The following is a 15,645-nucleotide window of genomic DNA, read 5'->3' as shown; positions in this document are numbered from 1 at the left end:
TCCTCCGTTCTAAACAGGTTAATTATTGTACTATTCGGTAGAGTCTACCCGTTCCATAACGGAGGCTTGCAATGTTTGCAGCGCCTCAACAGCAGCATCCTTCGACTCACTTTTAACCGCAAAATAAACTTTGATTTTTGGCTCCGTGCCAGATGGACGAAGGCAGAACCATGAGCCATCTGCGCGCAAATATTTCAATACATTTTCCGGACGCAAGCCATCTTGGCCTTTGCCGTAATCAAGCACACGCTCCACTTTGACGCCGCCGATTTCTGTAGGCGGGTTTTGACGCCAGTCATCCATAATAGCGCCTATTTTTTGCACGCCATCAAGTCCCTTAAGTGTACGCGACTCCAAGCCTTCCAAATAGAAGCCATGCTCAGCGTATAACTCCAAAAGAACATCATATAGCGTTTTTCCTTGACTGCTATAATAAGCTGCAGCTTCAGCAATTAATAGCGCAGCAACGATCGCATCTTTATCACGCGCATAAGTTCCTGTTAAATAACCGTAGCTTTCCTCGTAGCCAAATAGGAAGGTATGCTCTCCTGTTTGCTCATAACGAGTCATTTTTTCACCAATATATTTGAAGCCGGTCAACGTGTTCTCAACCGCTACACCATAGGAACGGGCAATATCTGCGCCTAGTTCACTTGTTACGATCGTTTTGATCACTACGCCATTGTCTGGCAGCTGTCCACGTTCCTTCAACTGGCTTAGCACATAATGAACCATTAGCGCACCCGATTGGTTGCCAGTGAGTACTACGTACTCGCCCTCATTGTTTTTCACAACCGCACCCATACGGTCTGCGTCAGGATCAGTACCGATAATGATATCAGCATTCACCTGCTGCGCCAGTTTAATCGCAAGCGTGAACGCTTCGCGCTCTTCCGGGTTAGGAGACTTTACAGTACTAAAATATCCATCCGGCTGCTCTTGCTCCGGTACGATGTGTACATTTTTAAAACCAACCTTTTTCAACACTTCGCGAACAGGCATGTTGCCTGTGCCATGTAGAGGTGTGAAGACAACACTAATTTTTTCTCCAACTTCACCTTTAATAAGATCAGCATTCAAGCTCTGAGCAACAACCGTATCAATAAATTGTTGATCGGCGTCATCTCCAAGCCAGCGCAGCAATCCTTTTCCTTCCGCTTCTTCGCGGCAAATCCGTTTCACTTCATCGAAACCCGCGATTTGACTGATAGCAGAAATAACTTGTTCAGCTTCCTCAGGAATAAGCTGGCAGCCGTCAGCGCCATATGCTTTGTAACCATTATATTCAGGTGGATTATGGCTTGCCGTAATGACAATTCCACTTGCTGCATTCAGCGCACGTACCGCAAAAGAAAGCTGTGGTGTTGGACGAAGCGCTGTGAACAAATAAGTAGTGATACCGTTGCCTGCAAGCACAAGCGCTGCATCGAGTGCAAACTCAGGTGAATTATTGCGGGAATCGTGAGCGATAACAACAGAAGGAGCCGCTCCATCCGTCGATTTACCAGCAAGCAGCCAATTTGCGAGTCCCTGTGTTGCTTTACCAACCGTATAAGTATTCAAACGATTCGTTCCTGCACCCATTACGCCGCGCAAACCGCCCGTACCAAATTCAAGGTCGCGATAAAAGCGATCCGTAATTTCTTTTTCTTGTCCTTCAATACTGCGAAGCTCGTCCTTTGTCCCTGAATCAATCAACGGATCATTAAGCCACGCCTCATATTTAGCAATAACATTAGCATTCGTTTCGTTCGTCATATTTAGCAGCCTCTTTCATTCATGAATTTTAATTTATGAAGGATTAGATAAAGCAAACATAAGCTCGCCTTCGGCAACGATTTGATCGCCAACCCGTGCTGTTCCTTGTCCTTTTCCAATAGAGCCCTTCAGCCTTGTAATTTGGACCTCAAGCGTCAACGTATCGCCAGGCTTAACTTGGCCGCGAAAGCGGAAGCCGTCGATACCTGCAAAAAAACCAAGCTTTCCACGATTGGCTTCAATCATCAGCATCGCTACAGTACCTACTTGCGCAAGCGCTTCTACTATAAGTACGCCTGGCATGACCGGATAACCCGGAAAATGACCTACAAAGTAAGGTTCATTCATCGTAACATTTTTAAGACCGACTGCGCGTACGCCTGGCTCAACCTCCAAAATACGGTCGATTAGCAGAAACGGCGGGCGGTGCGGAATGATTTCTTGAATTTGGTTAATATCCAACATGAAAAAAAAGCCCCTCTCAATTGTTAAGTTAGGTAGTATAAAAAGTGTCATTCTGTACGACACTATACATATCCCTCATAAACTGCAGTTTATGAAGGTTAAGATAAGAGGCTTGGCTGCTTGGACCCGAAGTGTCCTCCGCCAAGCCTCTTTGTTCATATGTAGTGACTTGATGATCACGAATGTCCAGTAGGTGTTTCTGTTATGTGTTTATTCAGCGCTTTAAACATGACGATATACATCATTGAAGTAATGAATGAAAAGCCAATAACGCCCCACAAATAAACATGAGCATTCGGCGCTTCAAAGAAAATGAGCATTATCGCTACATAAAAGAGCACAGTTGTCAGCTTTCCCATCCAGTTGGCAGGCACCGTCTTTTTCCCTCGGAAGTGAAAATAGAATCCCCCCGCTATCATGCCCAAATCGCGCAAAAACATCGCTGCAGCCGCAGCCCAGGAAATATGGCCGGATACGAGCAGCGATACAATAACAGTGATCAGCATCATCTTGTCCGCAAGCGGATCAAGCATCATTCCAGCCGTTGTAATCTGACCAGTTCTGCGCGCGATATAACCATCAAGAACATCGGTAATACCGGCAGCAACCATAATCAAAAAGGCAGGAATCATATGTCCTTCCGCAAAAATCACGATGTAGACAGGGATTAATAAAAAACGCAATGATGTTAATAGATTCGGCAGATTCAACTATTCACGCTCCTCTACCTATAACTGACGGTCCACCATGGTTCCCAACTATTATACAACTACCTCCCGTAAAAATAAAACTATCCGCTGTTCCTAATAAGCGGAACAAATTGCAGAAGTTAGTTCTAACTGACTATTTGCAATTTTTTTATGTATACATTTTGTGATCGTTATTCATTTTCATCATCTTCTTACCGTTATAAATAGAATACCAATTACTTTAAACAAGAAAGGACAGGGATGTAGTGAATTTTAGTTTACGCTTGAATAAGTCGTTGAAAATAACTCGCAGGTGGCTTGCAGCTACAATTGCAGTCGTAATGGTTATGACTTCCATGACCGGCATTGTCAACGCCGCAGAAGATACGGTTACCGGCATTGATTTCACCTATGACCCATCGGATTACAACAGCAGCACATCATCACTGGAAACATTTGTTGAAGATGATAAGGTTAATCTAGCCGTTTTCGCAACAGGTTCAGGCACTAGAAAAGAAGTTACTGCCGATGCGACATGGAAATCATCGAATACCGCTTTCGTCAAAGTGGAAAAAGGCGTTTTAACGGGTGTGGGCAAAGGAACCGCAACGATAAGCGCTACTTATAAAGGCTTCACCATTTCTATCAAGGCTTCATCTGACTATATCTATGATACTGTAAGCCTGATGCAGAACGGGGTAACCGCTCCAACAACGCTGGATATCGAGATTGGTCAAAACCTAGCCTTCACGCTAAACGGCTTGAAAGCAAACAAGGAGCCGCAAAATGTAACAGGTGACGCTGTTTGGACAACATCGAACGCAGCGATCGCAACCGTGGATGAAGGTGTTATTAAGCTGCTAGGTGTTGGAGCTGTTACAATTACCTCCAAGCTTAAAGGTAAATCCGATGCGATTACATTAAATGTAACCTCTCCTTACAAATCAATTACGATTGATTCTGGTACTTCTGGCAAGCTGGTCGAAATCGACATCGGCAATGATGATAAAGTATTAACGGCATCCGTCGATCCAAAGATCGGTTCGATCCTTGATGTAACAAAAGATGCAAAATGGGTTAGTGCTAATGAAAAAGTTGCTACAGTTAAACAAGGCGTAGTATCTGCAGTAAGCGCCGGAAAAACGACGATCACCGTATCTCATAAAGGGGTTAGTACAACGATCGATGTGGTCATACGTACAGCATACCAATCAATCAGGCTCTCACCAGAGAAGGAATATCATCTGCAGCTTCAGGACGCAAATCTTCAAGTAACAGCAGATGTGCTCGACAATAAAAATGTCGCTTCTCCAGTAACTACCCTAGCTGATTGGACATCTTCAAACGTTGTAGTCGCTACTGTATCAAATGGATTGGTTAGCCCTAAATCCGTCGGTACAGCTAGAATTACAGCCAGCTACAAAGGTGTAAGCCGCAGCATCGAGATTACCGTGTATCCGAGTATAACTGAACTTAGTATTGAAACGGAAACTATCGATGGTTATACCGATATTAGCGAGGATCTTCCTAGAGTCATGGCAACAACATTTGATGGCTCGAAGGTAGATGTATCCAAAATCGTAAAATGGTCATCCGCAGATGAGAAGATTGCAACGATTAAAGATGGTCAATGGACAGCCAAAACACTCGGAGAGTCCGTTCTTACAGCATCTCTTCAAAACTATAAAGCGGATGTAAAATTAGTCGTTCACATGAAGCCGTTAAAGCTGATTGCCGACGTTAAGGAACTTAGCATTATTTTAGGTAAAGAAACGCCTTTCCCTTCCGTAACTGTTATTAATGAAGACGGAGAAGAAGAGAATATTTCAAGCAGAGTGAAATGGAAGGCTTCATCAGATGATATCGTATTGAAAGAAACGACGATGAAGGGCTTAGATGTGACAAGCATCACGCTCACTGCTACTTACCTGACTAAGAGCGTAACGGTACGTGTAAGAATAGAGGAAGAAATCGTCAAGCTTGTTGTTGACCCTATCTCTCTAGATCTTTACCCTGGAAAATCCAAATCCGTTAAGGTTACAGGTTACTACAAGAGCGGCAAGCAGGTTTCACTAGGTTCAAAAATGAACTGGGAATCTGGCAATCCTAATATCGCAACCGTTAGCAGTACCACTGTTAAAGGAATTGCCGTAGGAACAACTAAGATCACTGGTTCATACCAAGGTAAAACGGTCATCGTTCCTATCGTGATTTCACCTAAACTGAAATCACTTGTTCTATCCAGCAAATCGGTTCAGCTCAGCCCGGGAGGAAGCTATTCGGCTAAGCTGCAAGCTAACTTTACGACTGGAAACCCGGCTGACGTTACCGACAATGCCGTGTGGACATCCTCCAAAGCTAGTGTCGCAACAGTCGTAAATGGCAAGATCGTCGCTGTTAGCAAGGGTTCCGCTTCCATTAAAGCAACCTATGCAGGGAAAAGCGTGACGATTAGAGTAAGTGTAAAATAGTTCAAAAATGCAGCAAGTGAGAAGCTCGTTACCTCTTTACATTACGAGTTTTTCACTTGCACTAATAAAGTATTGATCATCAAAAAAGGGATGCCCGCTGCGCAGCAAACACTGCAAAGCGAGCATCCCTTTTTCTATTTAATTGATTACGATTCAGCAAACACTAAGTCATAGAGATGCTGCCATGTTGCCCAGCTAAAAACCTCATCCTCAGGCTGCTTGCCTATTACAGCGTAACCAATGTACAAGCCTGCCACAAGCATAATGATCATTATGAGCGGTACGATGCTTTTGCGCAAAAGCCACAGCAGCATGCTTACCCCTTTGGGCCGTTGCTTCTTATTGGAGCTCTTCTCTTCAGCCTTCACGCGACTGGCGCGCTTCTGCCTCCCTGAGCTTTTCTCTTCCGCTTTACTCCCGGATCCGCTTGCTTCGTGGTCCATTCGCTCATCGGCCATACTCATTCACATCATCCTATCCTTATGCGCGCAGCCCGTTGGTAAGACTCATCATCGTATCACTTGACGATAACGCTCTAGCTGCCAATTGATAAGCGCGCTGCACATTAATAAGCTCGGTGATCTCGTCCGTCAGCTCGACATTTGACTGCTCCAAGTACCCTTGACGTAGCACAATGTTATTTTCCGAGTTCGGCACGGTCTGCTGCACGACATCACCAGCATTAATTCCGTTTGCAACGACAAACAGGTTATCAGAAACAGCAGTTAGTGCCGCAGGACGCGAAGCTTGGAGCAGCTTAATGCTGCCAAGCGGAATTGTGCGCTCGGAAGATACTCCTAGCACCGTTCCATCTGGATTAACCCGCAAACTGTACCCTTGTGGTACTACGATATTGCCCTCAACCACGTTTCCTGTCACAGCATTTCTTACATTAGCTACGACTGGATATCCGTCTTCCGTTGCCAAAATCGTATCACCGTTTGCGCCGACCGTCAACTGAAACGCTCCATTGCGTGTATAAGCACGGTTGCCAGCGTTGTCCACTTCCACCTCGAACAATGCATTACCCTCGATTGCAATATCCGTGTCCTTATCGGTTCCCTGCATTGGACCTTGGGACAAATTAGGCTGAACCATTGTCATTCTTGAGCCCCAGCCTTGTGTGAAATCCATCGGCGTTTTACGCCCAGGCTGATTGAAAGCTTCCGGCTGAGTTCTTAAGTTCGTAAGAAGATCCTCAAAGGTAGCTTCCTTCTTTTTGTAACCAACCGTATTCACATTAGCTATGTTATCCGCTAGAAGATCCAGCTTTTGTTGAAGACCATTCATCGATACCATAGCGTTAATCATTGAGCTGTTCATGTTTCGTGCACCTCCGCTACTTCAACCTGTTGTTACACGCGACCGACTTCGTTGACGGCTTTGCTTAAGCTTTGATCATAAAATTGAATAACCTTCTGGTTAGCTTCATAAGCTCGCAGCGCCGACATAAGGTCAATAGCTGCTTGCGCGGTATCAACATTAGAACGTTCTATGTAGCCCTGTCTCACTTCCACGCGTTCATTCGGAGCGATAGCGACAGCTTCGCCGCCCTCTCCCGAGAATCGGAAGCTTCCGTTTCCTTCGCGCACAAGCATATTCGGATTATCAACACGGCTAATTAGCAATTGAACGCCGATATCTTGCCCATTGGCATCAACGAAGCGCTGATTATCAGTCAGTACGAGTCTGTCTAGACCTACACCGGCAGGCATCCGAATCGGCTGACCATTCGTTCCAAGCACGCTCGAGCCGTCACTTCCCATAAGAAAGCCATCCTCGGTCAGCGTAAACTTCCCGCCCCGCGTATACCGAACCTCGCCATTTTGATCCTGTAGTGTAAAAAAGGCTTGAGGCTGAAAAGTAATCTCTCCGTCTGGGCTTATATTTTTACCGGAAGCGTCAAAGGACAACCCGTCTACTTCAATGTTGGAGATCAAAGCAAAGTCAGACGAGTTGTTCGTCTGTGTCAGATCGCCCTGCAAATGAATAGACAAGCTTTCTTCCGCAAATACACCGTTAGTCAGTTTACCGATCTTGGTGAAATTCTCCGGACCAGCGCCTGTCAAAGACAGCATCATTTCCGGAAACGAACGAGTTACAGCGTTTGTCTGCTTATAACCAGGCGTATTAATATTCGAAATATTGTTCGTCACCGTATCATGTCTGCGCTGCTGAGAAATCATGCCTGACGCCGCGGTGTACAATCCTCTTAACATCCGTTGTTACCCCCTTAGTGCTTCCAATCGATCCTAGCTATATATGTTATCGGTTGAAAGCAAGGCTGCCTGAATAGCTTGTCCATGCGACCTATGACTCATTTACGCCTCGGCTACGCCCCCCTAAGGCTCCCTACCCGCGCAAATCATCTATTATATAGGCCGCATACGGTCTTTACTTTTTCCCGAGCTTGTCCAAGTTATCTAGAAGGATTCCCGTTCCCTTAACGACGCAGTGCATCGGATCTTCCGCAATAAGCACAGGCACTTTAAGCTCTTCTGCTAGAAGTGAATCTAGTCCGCCAAGCAAAGCGCCTCCACCTGTCAAAATAACTCCACGGTCAATAATGTCCGCTGACAGCTCAGGCGGCGTGCGTTCCAGCACAGCCTTAGCAGCCGATACGATGGACATTACGGAATCCCATAACGCCTCACGAACTTCTCCTGAACGAATCGTTAATGTGAGAGGAAGTCCTGAAACCATGTCGCGACCGCGAATATCGATCTCTTCCTGTTTTCCGCCCTCTAGCACAGTTCCAATTTTAATTTTAATATCCTCGCTTGTTCTTTCACCGATTAGAAGCTTGTATTTGTTCTTGATAAACTTCATAATCGCATCGTCAAACTTGTCCCCTGCGACTTTAATGGAGGAGGCAGTGACAACGTCGCCCATAGAAAGAACGGCTACATCTGTCGTGCCTCCGCCAATGTCAACGACCATATTGCCGCTAGGCTGGAAGATATCCATTCCAGCCCCTATCGCAGCGGCTTTTGGTTCATCCTCAAGAAATACTTCTTTTGCTCCACTGCGTTCTGCAGCTTCACGAATAGCCTTCTGCTCCACAGAAGTAATGTTGGTTGGAGCACAGATAAGAATACGGGGACGGCTAAACCATTTCCGTCCCTCCACGCGATCAATAAATGCTTTAAGCATAATTTCCGTAATTTCAAAATCCGCAATAACACCATCACGCAGCGGACGAATCGCAATAATATTGCCCGGCGTTCTGCCTACCATGCGATGCGCTTCCTCGCCAACTGCCAGCACGCGTTTTGAATCACTCTCAATGGCAACTACAGAAGGCTCATCGAGAACAACGCCTCTTCCTTTTACATGTATGGATACATTAGCAGTACCAAGATCAATCCCAATATCCTTGCTCAACATAAGGCTTAAGTCCCCCAACGAATAATAATTACAAAACGTACATTTGGTTCCCTTGACACAGAAACCGCTAACGTTTATTATTCGCCAAAAAAGACAAAATTCCTCTATAATTCGTGAAAAAACTTCAATGCTTTCCTGCTGCGAGTACTTCACGCTTTTTTGTACTCGTTTTTTTATATTTAATTTTGGTCGCTTCTCCTCCCCTCAGATGCCTAATCGATTTGTGGTACTCGAGAATGTGCTTTACCTGATCGGCCAAATCGGGGTTTATTTCAGGAAGCCGCTCAGTTAAATCCTTGTGCACAGTGCTTTTAGACACACCAAACTCCTTGGCGATCGTCCGCACCGTATGCTTCGTTTCCACGATGCAGCGGCCTATTTTAATGGTTCGCTCCTTAATGTAATCGTGCACGTTCCCGCCTCCCTACTCGAGATAGTTTGGTACATTATATGAGTAGGCACCGTATATATTCGTTGTGGCCAAGCTTGACAGGCAGGAATGTGAATAAATTTTCATAAAAACGTAAAACAGGCAGGGAATTGCTCCCCGCCTGTACGACTAAAGTCCTATTTTTTTACTAACCTGACGTTATGGTTTAACTTGTATTACTCTTGCACTAACGAGCTTGGGTTTATCGCCTTGCCATTGCTTCTTGTTTCATAATGAAGGTGGATGCCCAAATCGCGTTCCAAATCATTGCGACCGGCTTTTGCGATTATTGTTCCTTGCGTAACATCATCGCCTTCTTTAACTGTTACATCCGCTAAGCTTTGGTAAACAGTCACTAGACCGCCCTCATGTGTGATTTCGACGGAGTTGCCGTTAGTTGGATGCTGCTCCACATAAGTAACCTTGCCTGATAATGCTGCAAGCACATCAAATGTTTTTCCATTTGGGTCAACAAAGTCGATACCCATATGAGGAGAGAACTTGTCACCCGTTTGGATCAATGCAGCTTCGCGTTCTGCGTCACTTGCTTTTGCATCGTAGAATGGAAGCTCTTCTTTAAGCACTGTTTTGTCAGTTAGCGGCCAATGGATCGATTCATTGGCAGCAATAACTTCTTGCACTTCTTCATCCTTGCCTTGCGTTCCTGACGCTTCCCCTTGTGTAACTTCAGAAGGCTCGGTTTTTCCTGTTGTCGCTGTCGGTTTTGTATCCGCCCCCTGATAGATCCACATTAAGGTTACGATAATTGCTGCCGCGGCCATGAAGATTGCTGGAGATACCCATCGCTTTGCAAAAAGGTTCTTCCATCCACTGCTAGATTTGGCGGCAGACGTTCCTCCCAGAACAGTTTTGGGAGTTTCTTCTGGTCTTTGCTTCGGTTTACTTTGATTTTGATCATTCATTTTCTATCACCTCACTAGCCATTGTTACCAGATCTGCTAGGTTTATACGTGAGGTGAATACGAAATATTGAAAGAGTTCAAATTACGAGCGAGCTCTCAGCTCTTCCGATAGCTTTGAAGCTTGTTCCACTTGAACGCTAGAATAATAATGAGCCAGAATAGCTTCGGCTTTTGCCCCTGATTGCGCCATTCCATTGGCTCCCCACTGGCTCATGCCGACGCCATGCCCATAACCAAAAGTCGTTATGGATATCGATTTATCTTTTATATTCCAAATAAATTGAGAGGAAGCAAGTCCTAGCAGCTCTCTCACTTCTCGGCCTGTGAACGTTTTGTCTCCTATAATAATCTTGCTGATTCGATTTCCTTCTGTCTTCTCTATTACACGAATGGAGGGTTTGGCAGAGTTCTTCTTTGCTACCCCCAGCTTTCTGTAAAACTCGTTCAGTGACAGCTTGATCGTTTCTTTATATTTCGGCGACAGCTCTTTGTCCCATGGGCTTGCCACACTGCGCAAATATGGAATTTCTTGCGACCAATAGTCCTCCGAGTTTTCGGTGAATCCATTGCTGGTAGAGAAGAAAGCGGCATCTATCGGTTCGCCTTTATAAGTGATAACCTTGCCCTTCGTCTGAAGGATCGCTTCATTAAGCTTGCTCATATTGTTTTTCTGCTCATTCTTTGGCCATTTGGCTGCGAGCTCTGCAACTGAAATATACACTTGATGATCGGTTGTGTCCGTCACATCCGCTCCTTTTACCGGTACTCCGCTGTCATTGCCAAGAACAATTCTACGAATCATATACGTACGAGCCGCAATGGCCTGCGCCTTTAACGCCTCAAGCTCGAATCCGATTGGCATTTCCGCAGCTACTACACCGCGAACATACGCTTCAAGCGGAACTCGCTCTATCCGCTTTTCCTTCGTCAAATAAACACGAATGACAAGACGATCAATCGCATCCAGCGTTTCTCCATTCTTCCCATCACCAGCCGTTGGCCGATTTAAAAGATCATTTTCAGAAGATGGAATGAGCGCATCCGCATCATCCAACACGCTCGTTTTCGGTATCGCTTGGCTGCCCGCTTTAATAGCAGCATTGTCTGTTAAAGACCTAGCAGCCTGCGCATCGCGAAGCTCATCAACTGAAAGTCTTACTAGAATGACAGAAGCACCAAGCATCGCTCCGATTGCAAACAAGGCCATCGGTCTGCTTGTCCGTATACGATCGATCATCGAAACTATTGAAAACGTCCCTCTTCTTCGCCTCATGTGCTCTCCTTCCATCTTGGCCGGAAAAAGGAAGCAGGAAGCAGCTGCCGCCGCCCCCCTCTCTCTTAATCCGATCCTGATGGTTCATTCTATGAGCACAAATAATAGGGTAGAACCTTAAAGTCTAATCATGGCGAAGCGCGTCAACCGGACGCAGACCTGCCGCTTTATTTGCAGGCAGATAGCCAAATATAACGCCTACGAGGGCAGAGAAGACAAAAGCTAACCATACAGTATCTAAAGGTACTTCCGTTTCCGTCTTCATAATCATTCCAATAATAAAAGAGGCGATATATCCAAGTCCAATTCCTAGTGCGCCTCCCAAACCGCTGATGCACACCGCCTCTACTAGAAATTGAAACATAATATCCCGCTTTTTTGCTCCCAATGATTTACGAATGCCAATCTCTCGCGTTCGCTCTGTTACAGACACTAGCATAATATTCATGATGCCGATTCCACCTACGATAAGAGAAATGATCGCTACATAAATGAGCTGCCTGTTCATCGTTTCATTAACGGAATTTAGTGTTTTCATCGCTTCCTCTTGATTAAACACCCTGTAGGCATTCTCATTGCCTCGGAATTTCTCATAGAGAACAGCTTCTACGGCAGTAACCGTCGCAGCCATACGATCTATATCCGAGACAATTAAGTTAATAGTAGAAACACCGCTTGTTTGAAATATTTTCTGAGCTGTCGTTATCGGAATTAATATTTTCTCGTCATTTGAGCCGCTGAGTGAGCTTCCTTGCGATTCCAGCAATCCAACAATCGTGAAATTATAACCGTTTATAGTTATCTTTTTCCCTACTGCCGCCGCAGGGTCCACTCTCTCGTCCTCAAATAAATCCTTCGCGGTCTCCACGCCAATAAGCGCAACCTTTGTGTTGTTTGTTATATCTGGAGAGGCGATATACCTGCCATCCTGTACGGGAAAGCTTTTCACTTCCTCATAAGCGGCGGTTATTCCTTCTACGGTAACGGATACCTGCGTCTTGCCGTATTTCGCATATCCTGTTGTGCTCGTCACAGGCGCAACACCCGCAATATTCATGACATCACCAAGCTCATTCGCTTCATCGACTGACAGCGTCGTAACTGTTCCACGTCCAAGAATATTAACAGAGAGCGAGTTAGGGCTGCCAAGGGAAGATACCTGCTTAGCCACTTCATTGGAGGAAGCCTTCCCCATAGCTACAAGCGCAATGACCGTTGCGACACCGATCAATATACCGAGCATCGATAATATTGTTCTAAGCTTGTTGGATAAGACGCTCTTGACTGCCATCCTGAGACCTTGCGTAAGCTTCATCGCTGTCCCTCCTCTCTTGCTCCCGCTCCGTCAACACCCCATCCCGTATAATGACCGTACGGCTTGCTCGTTTGGCTACTTCCATATCATGTGTAATCAAAACGATAGTCTGACCTGCGCGATGCAGCTCATCCATCATATTGAGCACTTCCATGCCTGTCTTAGAATCAAGCGCGCCTGTTGGTTCATCGGCAAGAAGTATAGGCGGATTAGTCGCCAGAGCGCGCGCAATGCCAACACGCTGCTGCTGCCCGCCCGACAGCTCGTTTTGGCGATGGTTCATTCGATCACCGAGCCCTACTCTATCCAGCGCTTCCATCGCGCGCATACGTCGCTCCTTGCCCGGCAGCCCCCGATAAATAAGCGGAAGCTCGCAGTTCTCAAGTGCTGTGAGCTTCGGAAGCAAATGATACCCTTGAAAAATAAATCCAATTTTTTTATTTCGTATTTCTGTCAGTTTATTATCGCTTTGTCCAGTCACCTCAAGCCCCTCAAGCTTGTAGCTTCCTTCGCTCGGCAAATCAAGACAGCCAATAATATTCATAAGCGTCGATTTTCCAGAGCCGGATGGACCCACGATAGCTAGAAAGTCACCGCGTGCAACCGTGAGTGAGACCTCATGGAGCACTGTCATTTTTTCACGCGCCATCGTATAAAACTTCGTGATCTTGTTCATTTCTATTAAAGGAGCATTCAGCGTTGAACTCATCGTGGACCACCTGTTCCTGTCCGCATTCCTCCGCCCATGCCTCCTGGGAAAACCATGACGTCGCCAGCAAAGCCGCCCTGCCGCATTGTCATCTCCGCAGAGCTGCTGCCCATGCCAGCCGTTCCTTGGGCAATCGGAACAAGCACACTGTCCCCTTCTTTTAGCCCTGAAACAATTTCCACAAAGTTTTCATTGCTGAGTCCTGTGGTCACCTCAACCAGCTGGCCGCCAAGCGCATCCGGCATGCGGCCGCCACGACCGCCAGCTGCAAATCCGCCACCAGCAGTTGCACGACCTGCTCCCGATTGTCCTGCTGAAGCCGAGCCATCAGCTGCAATGGATTGACCTGTGCCTGCTCTTGCACCATTACCTTGCGCACCCTGAGCACCTTGCCTCACAGCTCCTGTTCCCGTTCCCCCCGTCGGAGCTTTCTGTGCTCCGCTTGTTGTAGTGCCTTGTCCGGTCGCCGTTCCTTGTTTCCCGTCTACAGCTCCACCAGGAGCAGCTGCCCCTTCTTGCTGCTGCCCAGCCTGTCCAGCGCCTGCCGATGTACCCGCTCCGCCATTTTCAGACGGAATACGAACGAAAGACCTTGTGCCCATTTCGACGACAGCATTTACTGGTACAAGAATGATGTTTTCCTTAGACGCAATTGTAATGGCTGCCTCACCAGACATCCCCGCCTTCACGCCTTCGATGTTATTTAGCAATAAATTCACTTCAAATGAAGATGAACCGTTATTGGAAGTACCCTCCATCGCTATATCCGATACGGTTGCATTGATCTTCTTGTCAGTCAGCGCGCTTAAGGACAAATCTGCCGATTGATTAACTTTTAATGCAGATATATCAAGCTCATCCACAGATGTAACAAATTCCAGCTTCGTATAATCTACAATTGTAGCTATTGCCGTATTGGCATTCACCTCATCGCCTACTTCAATAGACATTTCGGTAACTTCACCATCTATGGAGGCTGTCACTACTTTTTCCTCTTTTGCTTGTGCTTCATAGATATCTTGTAGTTGATCTTGGTAGTCTGCGATCTCATCGTTTGCATTTTTAATATTTTTTTGAAGCGATGCCTTCGTGGCCTCTTCATTTTCAGTGCCCGTTGCTTCCTTATAGCTTTGTTGGTATTCAGTAATCGTTTCTTGTAGTTTTGTGATACTTTTATTGATCGATTTTATTTTGTCATCATTGTCGTCCGCAGACTCAAAGGTAACAAGAATTTGTCCCGCTTTAATCTTATCTCCTTTTTTGACATTCACAGTAGCTATGGTGCCACTTTTACCAGCAGTCACCGATTCCCTCGAATTAGCTGCTACCGAACCTGTCCCGCTAATTTGTTTTACGATTGACCCTTTTGTCGCCTGCACTGTCAGAGACGTAGGCATTACACCTGCTGCTTCCTTATCCTTAGCAAAATAAAAATAATAGGCACCTGCTCCAGCCGCGGCTAAAATAATTAAAATGCCGAGCCCTATCGTCCACTTCTTCATCTGCTTTAATCCACCTTCCATTGGTCTTAGTGAGATCGACTATAGCATTCAAAAATGAACGGAAGATGAACAAGCTTGACGACAAAAAGCCCCCATCTAGTGTTCATTTGGGAGCAGGCGTATGATGTAAAAGATTACGTAAAGCGGCAAAAGTTCAGTAATAATAGGATTCCTACTGAATAACGATATAAATGGACTAAAAAAAGAGCGGAGATCCCTCTCCGCCCTCATTCTTTATATTCTAGTGAATTGGTGGTAAGTCTTACGGTCGATGAAGTTACTCATGACAGCCTTAATTTCGTCCTCCGTCAATCCAACGGGCTCGCCATCTTCATCCGTTCCAGTGAAAATAGCATTTCCAATAACGGATACTTTAGGCTCGTATTCATCTTGGTTTCTAATTCGTGATTTCTCGGTCAGATGGAAATTGAATGCTGACCCATCGGACTGCAAATCCATGTTAAACCATAAAACAACGTCATTCCATATCGTGATAGATTCTACGTTGCCTTCAGCTATTTCATCTAATGCGTCATAGATGTTTCCCATTATCTCTATTTCTTTTACTTCTAATTCTTTTTCGATTTCTGCAACAATGACTTTCATCGTAGCCAATGGACAACACACCCTTCGTTCTGCCAAAACCATTATTTTAATTCATTCTATGACAAGTGCTTACCCAATTACAAACTTTCACTTGCATATACATTTATCAACGTTTGC

16 protein-coding genes are annotated in these 15,645 nt (G+C 45.7%); 1 reads left to right on the top strand and 15 read right to left on the bottom strand.

Going from position 1 to position 15,645, the window contains the following annotated elements:
* Positions 1 to 30: 30 nt before the first annotated feature.
* From AC1DM9_RS19625 to AC1DM9_RS19615, 3 genes are all read right to left on the bottom strand, one after another.
* Complete coding sequence (locus tag AC1DM9_RS19625; RefSeq protein ID WP_477581712.1) at positions 31 to 1,758, bottom strand: phospho-sugar mutase; 1,728 nt, start codon at positions 1,756 to 1,758, stop codon at positions 31 to 33.
* A 33-nt stretch (positions 1,759 to 1,791) separates the two neighbouring features.
* Positions 1,792 to 2,223, bottom strand: a complete 432-nt coding sequence (gene fabZ, locus AC1DM9_RS19620; RefSeq protein WP_056631018.1) for a 3-hydroxyacyl-ACP dehydratase FabZ — start codon at positions 2,221 to 2,223, stop codon at positions 1,792 to 1,794.
* 176 nt (positions 2,224 to 2,399) lie between these two features.
* Entirely contained in the window at positions 2,400 to 2,933 is a 534-nt protein-coding gene (locus AC1DM9_RS19615; RefSeq protein WP_339205382.1) for a CDP-alcohol phosphatidyltransferase family protein, read from the bottom strand.
* Positions 2,934 to 3,178: 245 nt separating this feature from the next.
* Here AC1DM9_RS19615 and AC1DM9_RS19610 point away from each other — a divergent pair, with 245 nt between their 5' ends.
* Positions 3,179 to 5,383 carry an Ig-like domain-containing protein gene (locus AC1DM9_RS19610; protein ID WP_477581710.1) on the top strand — a complete coding sequence of 735 codons (2,205 nt, stop codon included), beginning with the start codon at positions 3,179 to 3,181 and terminating at the stop codon, positions 5,381 to 5,383.
* 146 nt (positions 5,384 to 5,529) lie between these two features.
* On the opposite strand, the gene AC1DM9_RS19605 is transcribed toward AC1DM9_RS19610, so the two are convergent.
* From AC1DM9_RS19605 to AC1DM9_RS19550, 12 genes are all read right to left on the bottom strand, one after another.
* Positions 5,530 to 5,847: a DNA-directed RNA polymerase subunit beta gene (locus AC1DM9_RS19605; RefSeq protein ID WP_083681610.1), complete on the bottom strand. Its 318-nt coding sequence runs from the start codon at positions 5,845 to 5,847 to the stop codon at positions 5,530 to 5,532.
* Positions 5,848 to 5,863: 16 nt separating this feature from the next.
* Entirely contained in the window at positions 5,864 to 6,706 is an 843-nt protein-coding gene (locus AC1DM9_RS19600; protein WP_076266220.1) for a flagellar hook-basal body protein, read from the bottom strand.
* A gap of 32 nt (positions 6,707 to 6,738) precedes the next feature.
* Positions 6,739 to 7,602, bottom strand: coding sequence for a flagellar hook-basal body protein (locus AC1DM9_RS19595; protein WP_076266221.1), 864 nt, complete (start codon positions 7,600 to 7,602; stop codon positions 6,739 to 6,741).
* A gap of 175 nt (positions 7,603 to 7,777) precedes the next feature.
* Entirely contained in the window at positions 7,778 to 8,770 is a 993-nt protein-coding gene (gene mreB / locus AC1DM9_RS19590; protein ID WP_076266222.1) for a rod shape-determining protein MreB, read from the bottom strand.
* 124 nt (positions 8,771 to 8,894) lie between these two features.
* Positions 8,895 to 9,182 carry a sporulation transcriptional regulator SpoIIID gene (spoIIID, locus tag AC1DM9_RS19585; protein ID WP_054025430.1) on the bottom strand — a complete coding sequence of 96 codons (288 nt, stop codon included), beginning with the start codon at positions 9,180 to 9,182 and terminating at the stop codon, positions 8,895 to 8,897.
* A 194-nt stretch (positions 9,183 to 9,376) separates the two neighbouring features.
* Positions 9,377 to 9,982 carry a peptidoglycan DD-metalloendopeptidase family protein gene (locus tag AC1DM9_RS19580; RefSeq protein ID WP_477581707.1) on the bottom strand — a complete coding sequence of 202 codons (606 nt, stop codon included), beginning with the start codon at positions 9,980 to 9,982 and terminating at the stop codon, positions 9,377 to 9,379.
* Positions 9,958 to 10,119, bottom strand: coding sequence for a hypothetical protein (locus tag AC1DM9_RS19575; RefSeq protein ID WP_477581705.1), 162 nt, complete (start codon positions 10,117 to 10,119; stop codon positions 9,958 to 9,960). Before AC1DM9_RS19575 ends, AC1DM9_RS19580 begins: the two co-directional genes overlap by 25 nt.
* A gap of 86 nt (positions 10,120 to 10,205) precedes the next feature.
* A complete protein-coding gene (gene spoIID, locus AC1DM9_RS19570) occupies positions 10,206 to 11,396 on the bottom strand; it encodes a stage II sporulation protein D (protein WP_477511489.1) in 1,191 nt (396 codons plus the stop codon).
* Between the two features lie 124 nt (positions 11,397 to 11,520).
* Positions 11,521 to 12,711, bottom strand: a complete 1,191-nt coding sequence (locus AC1DM9_RS19565; protein ID WP_477511488.1) for an ABC transporter permease — start codon at positions 12,709 to 12,711, stop codon at positions 11,521 to 11,523.
* Positions 12,653 to 13,420, bottom strand: coding sequence for an ABC transporter ATP-binding protein (locus tag AC1DM9_RS19560; RefSeq protein WP_477581703.1), 768 nt, complete (start codon positions 13,418 to 13,420; stop codon positions 12,653 to 12,655). Before AC1DM9_RS19560 ends, AC1DM9_RS19565 begins: the two co-directional genes overlap by 59 nt.
* A complete protein-coding gene (locus AC1DM9_RS19555) occupies positions 13,417 to 14,922 on the bottom strand; it encodes an efflux RND transporter periplasmic adaptor subunit (protein ID WP_477581701.1) in 1,506 nt (501 codons plus the stop codon). The genes AC1DM9_RS19560 and AC1DM9_RS19555 overlap by 4 nt, the downstream gene beginning before the upstream one ends.
* 234 nt (positions 14,923 to 15,156) lie before the next feature.
* The gene (locus AC1DM9_RS19550; protein WP_477581803.1) at positions 15,157 to 15,528 is read right to left on the bottom strand and encodes a DUF3846 domain-containing protein; all 372 of its coding nucleotides are present in this window, start codon (positions 15,526 to 15,528) and stop codon (positions 15,157 to 15,159) included.
* Between the last annotated feature and the right edge of the window lie 117 nt (positions 15,529 to 15,645).

Source organism: Paenibacillus sp. 01T431 (assembly GCF_056398625.1).
This window is presented reverse-complemented; position numbering and strand designations above follow the sequence as displayed.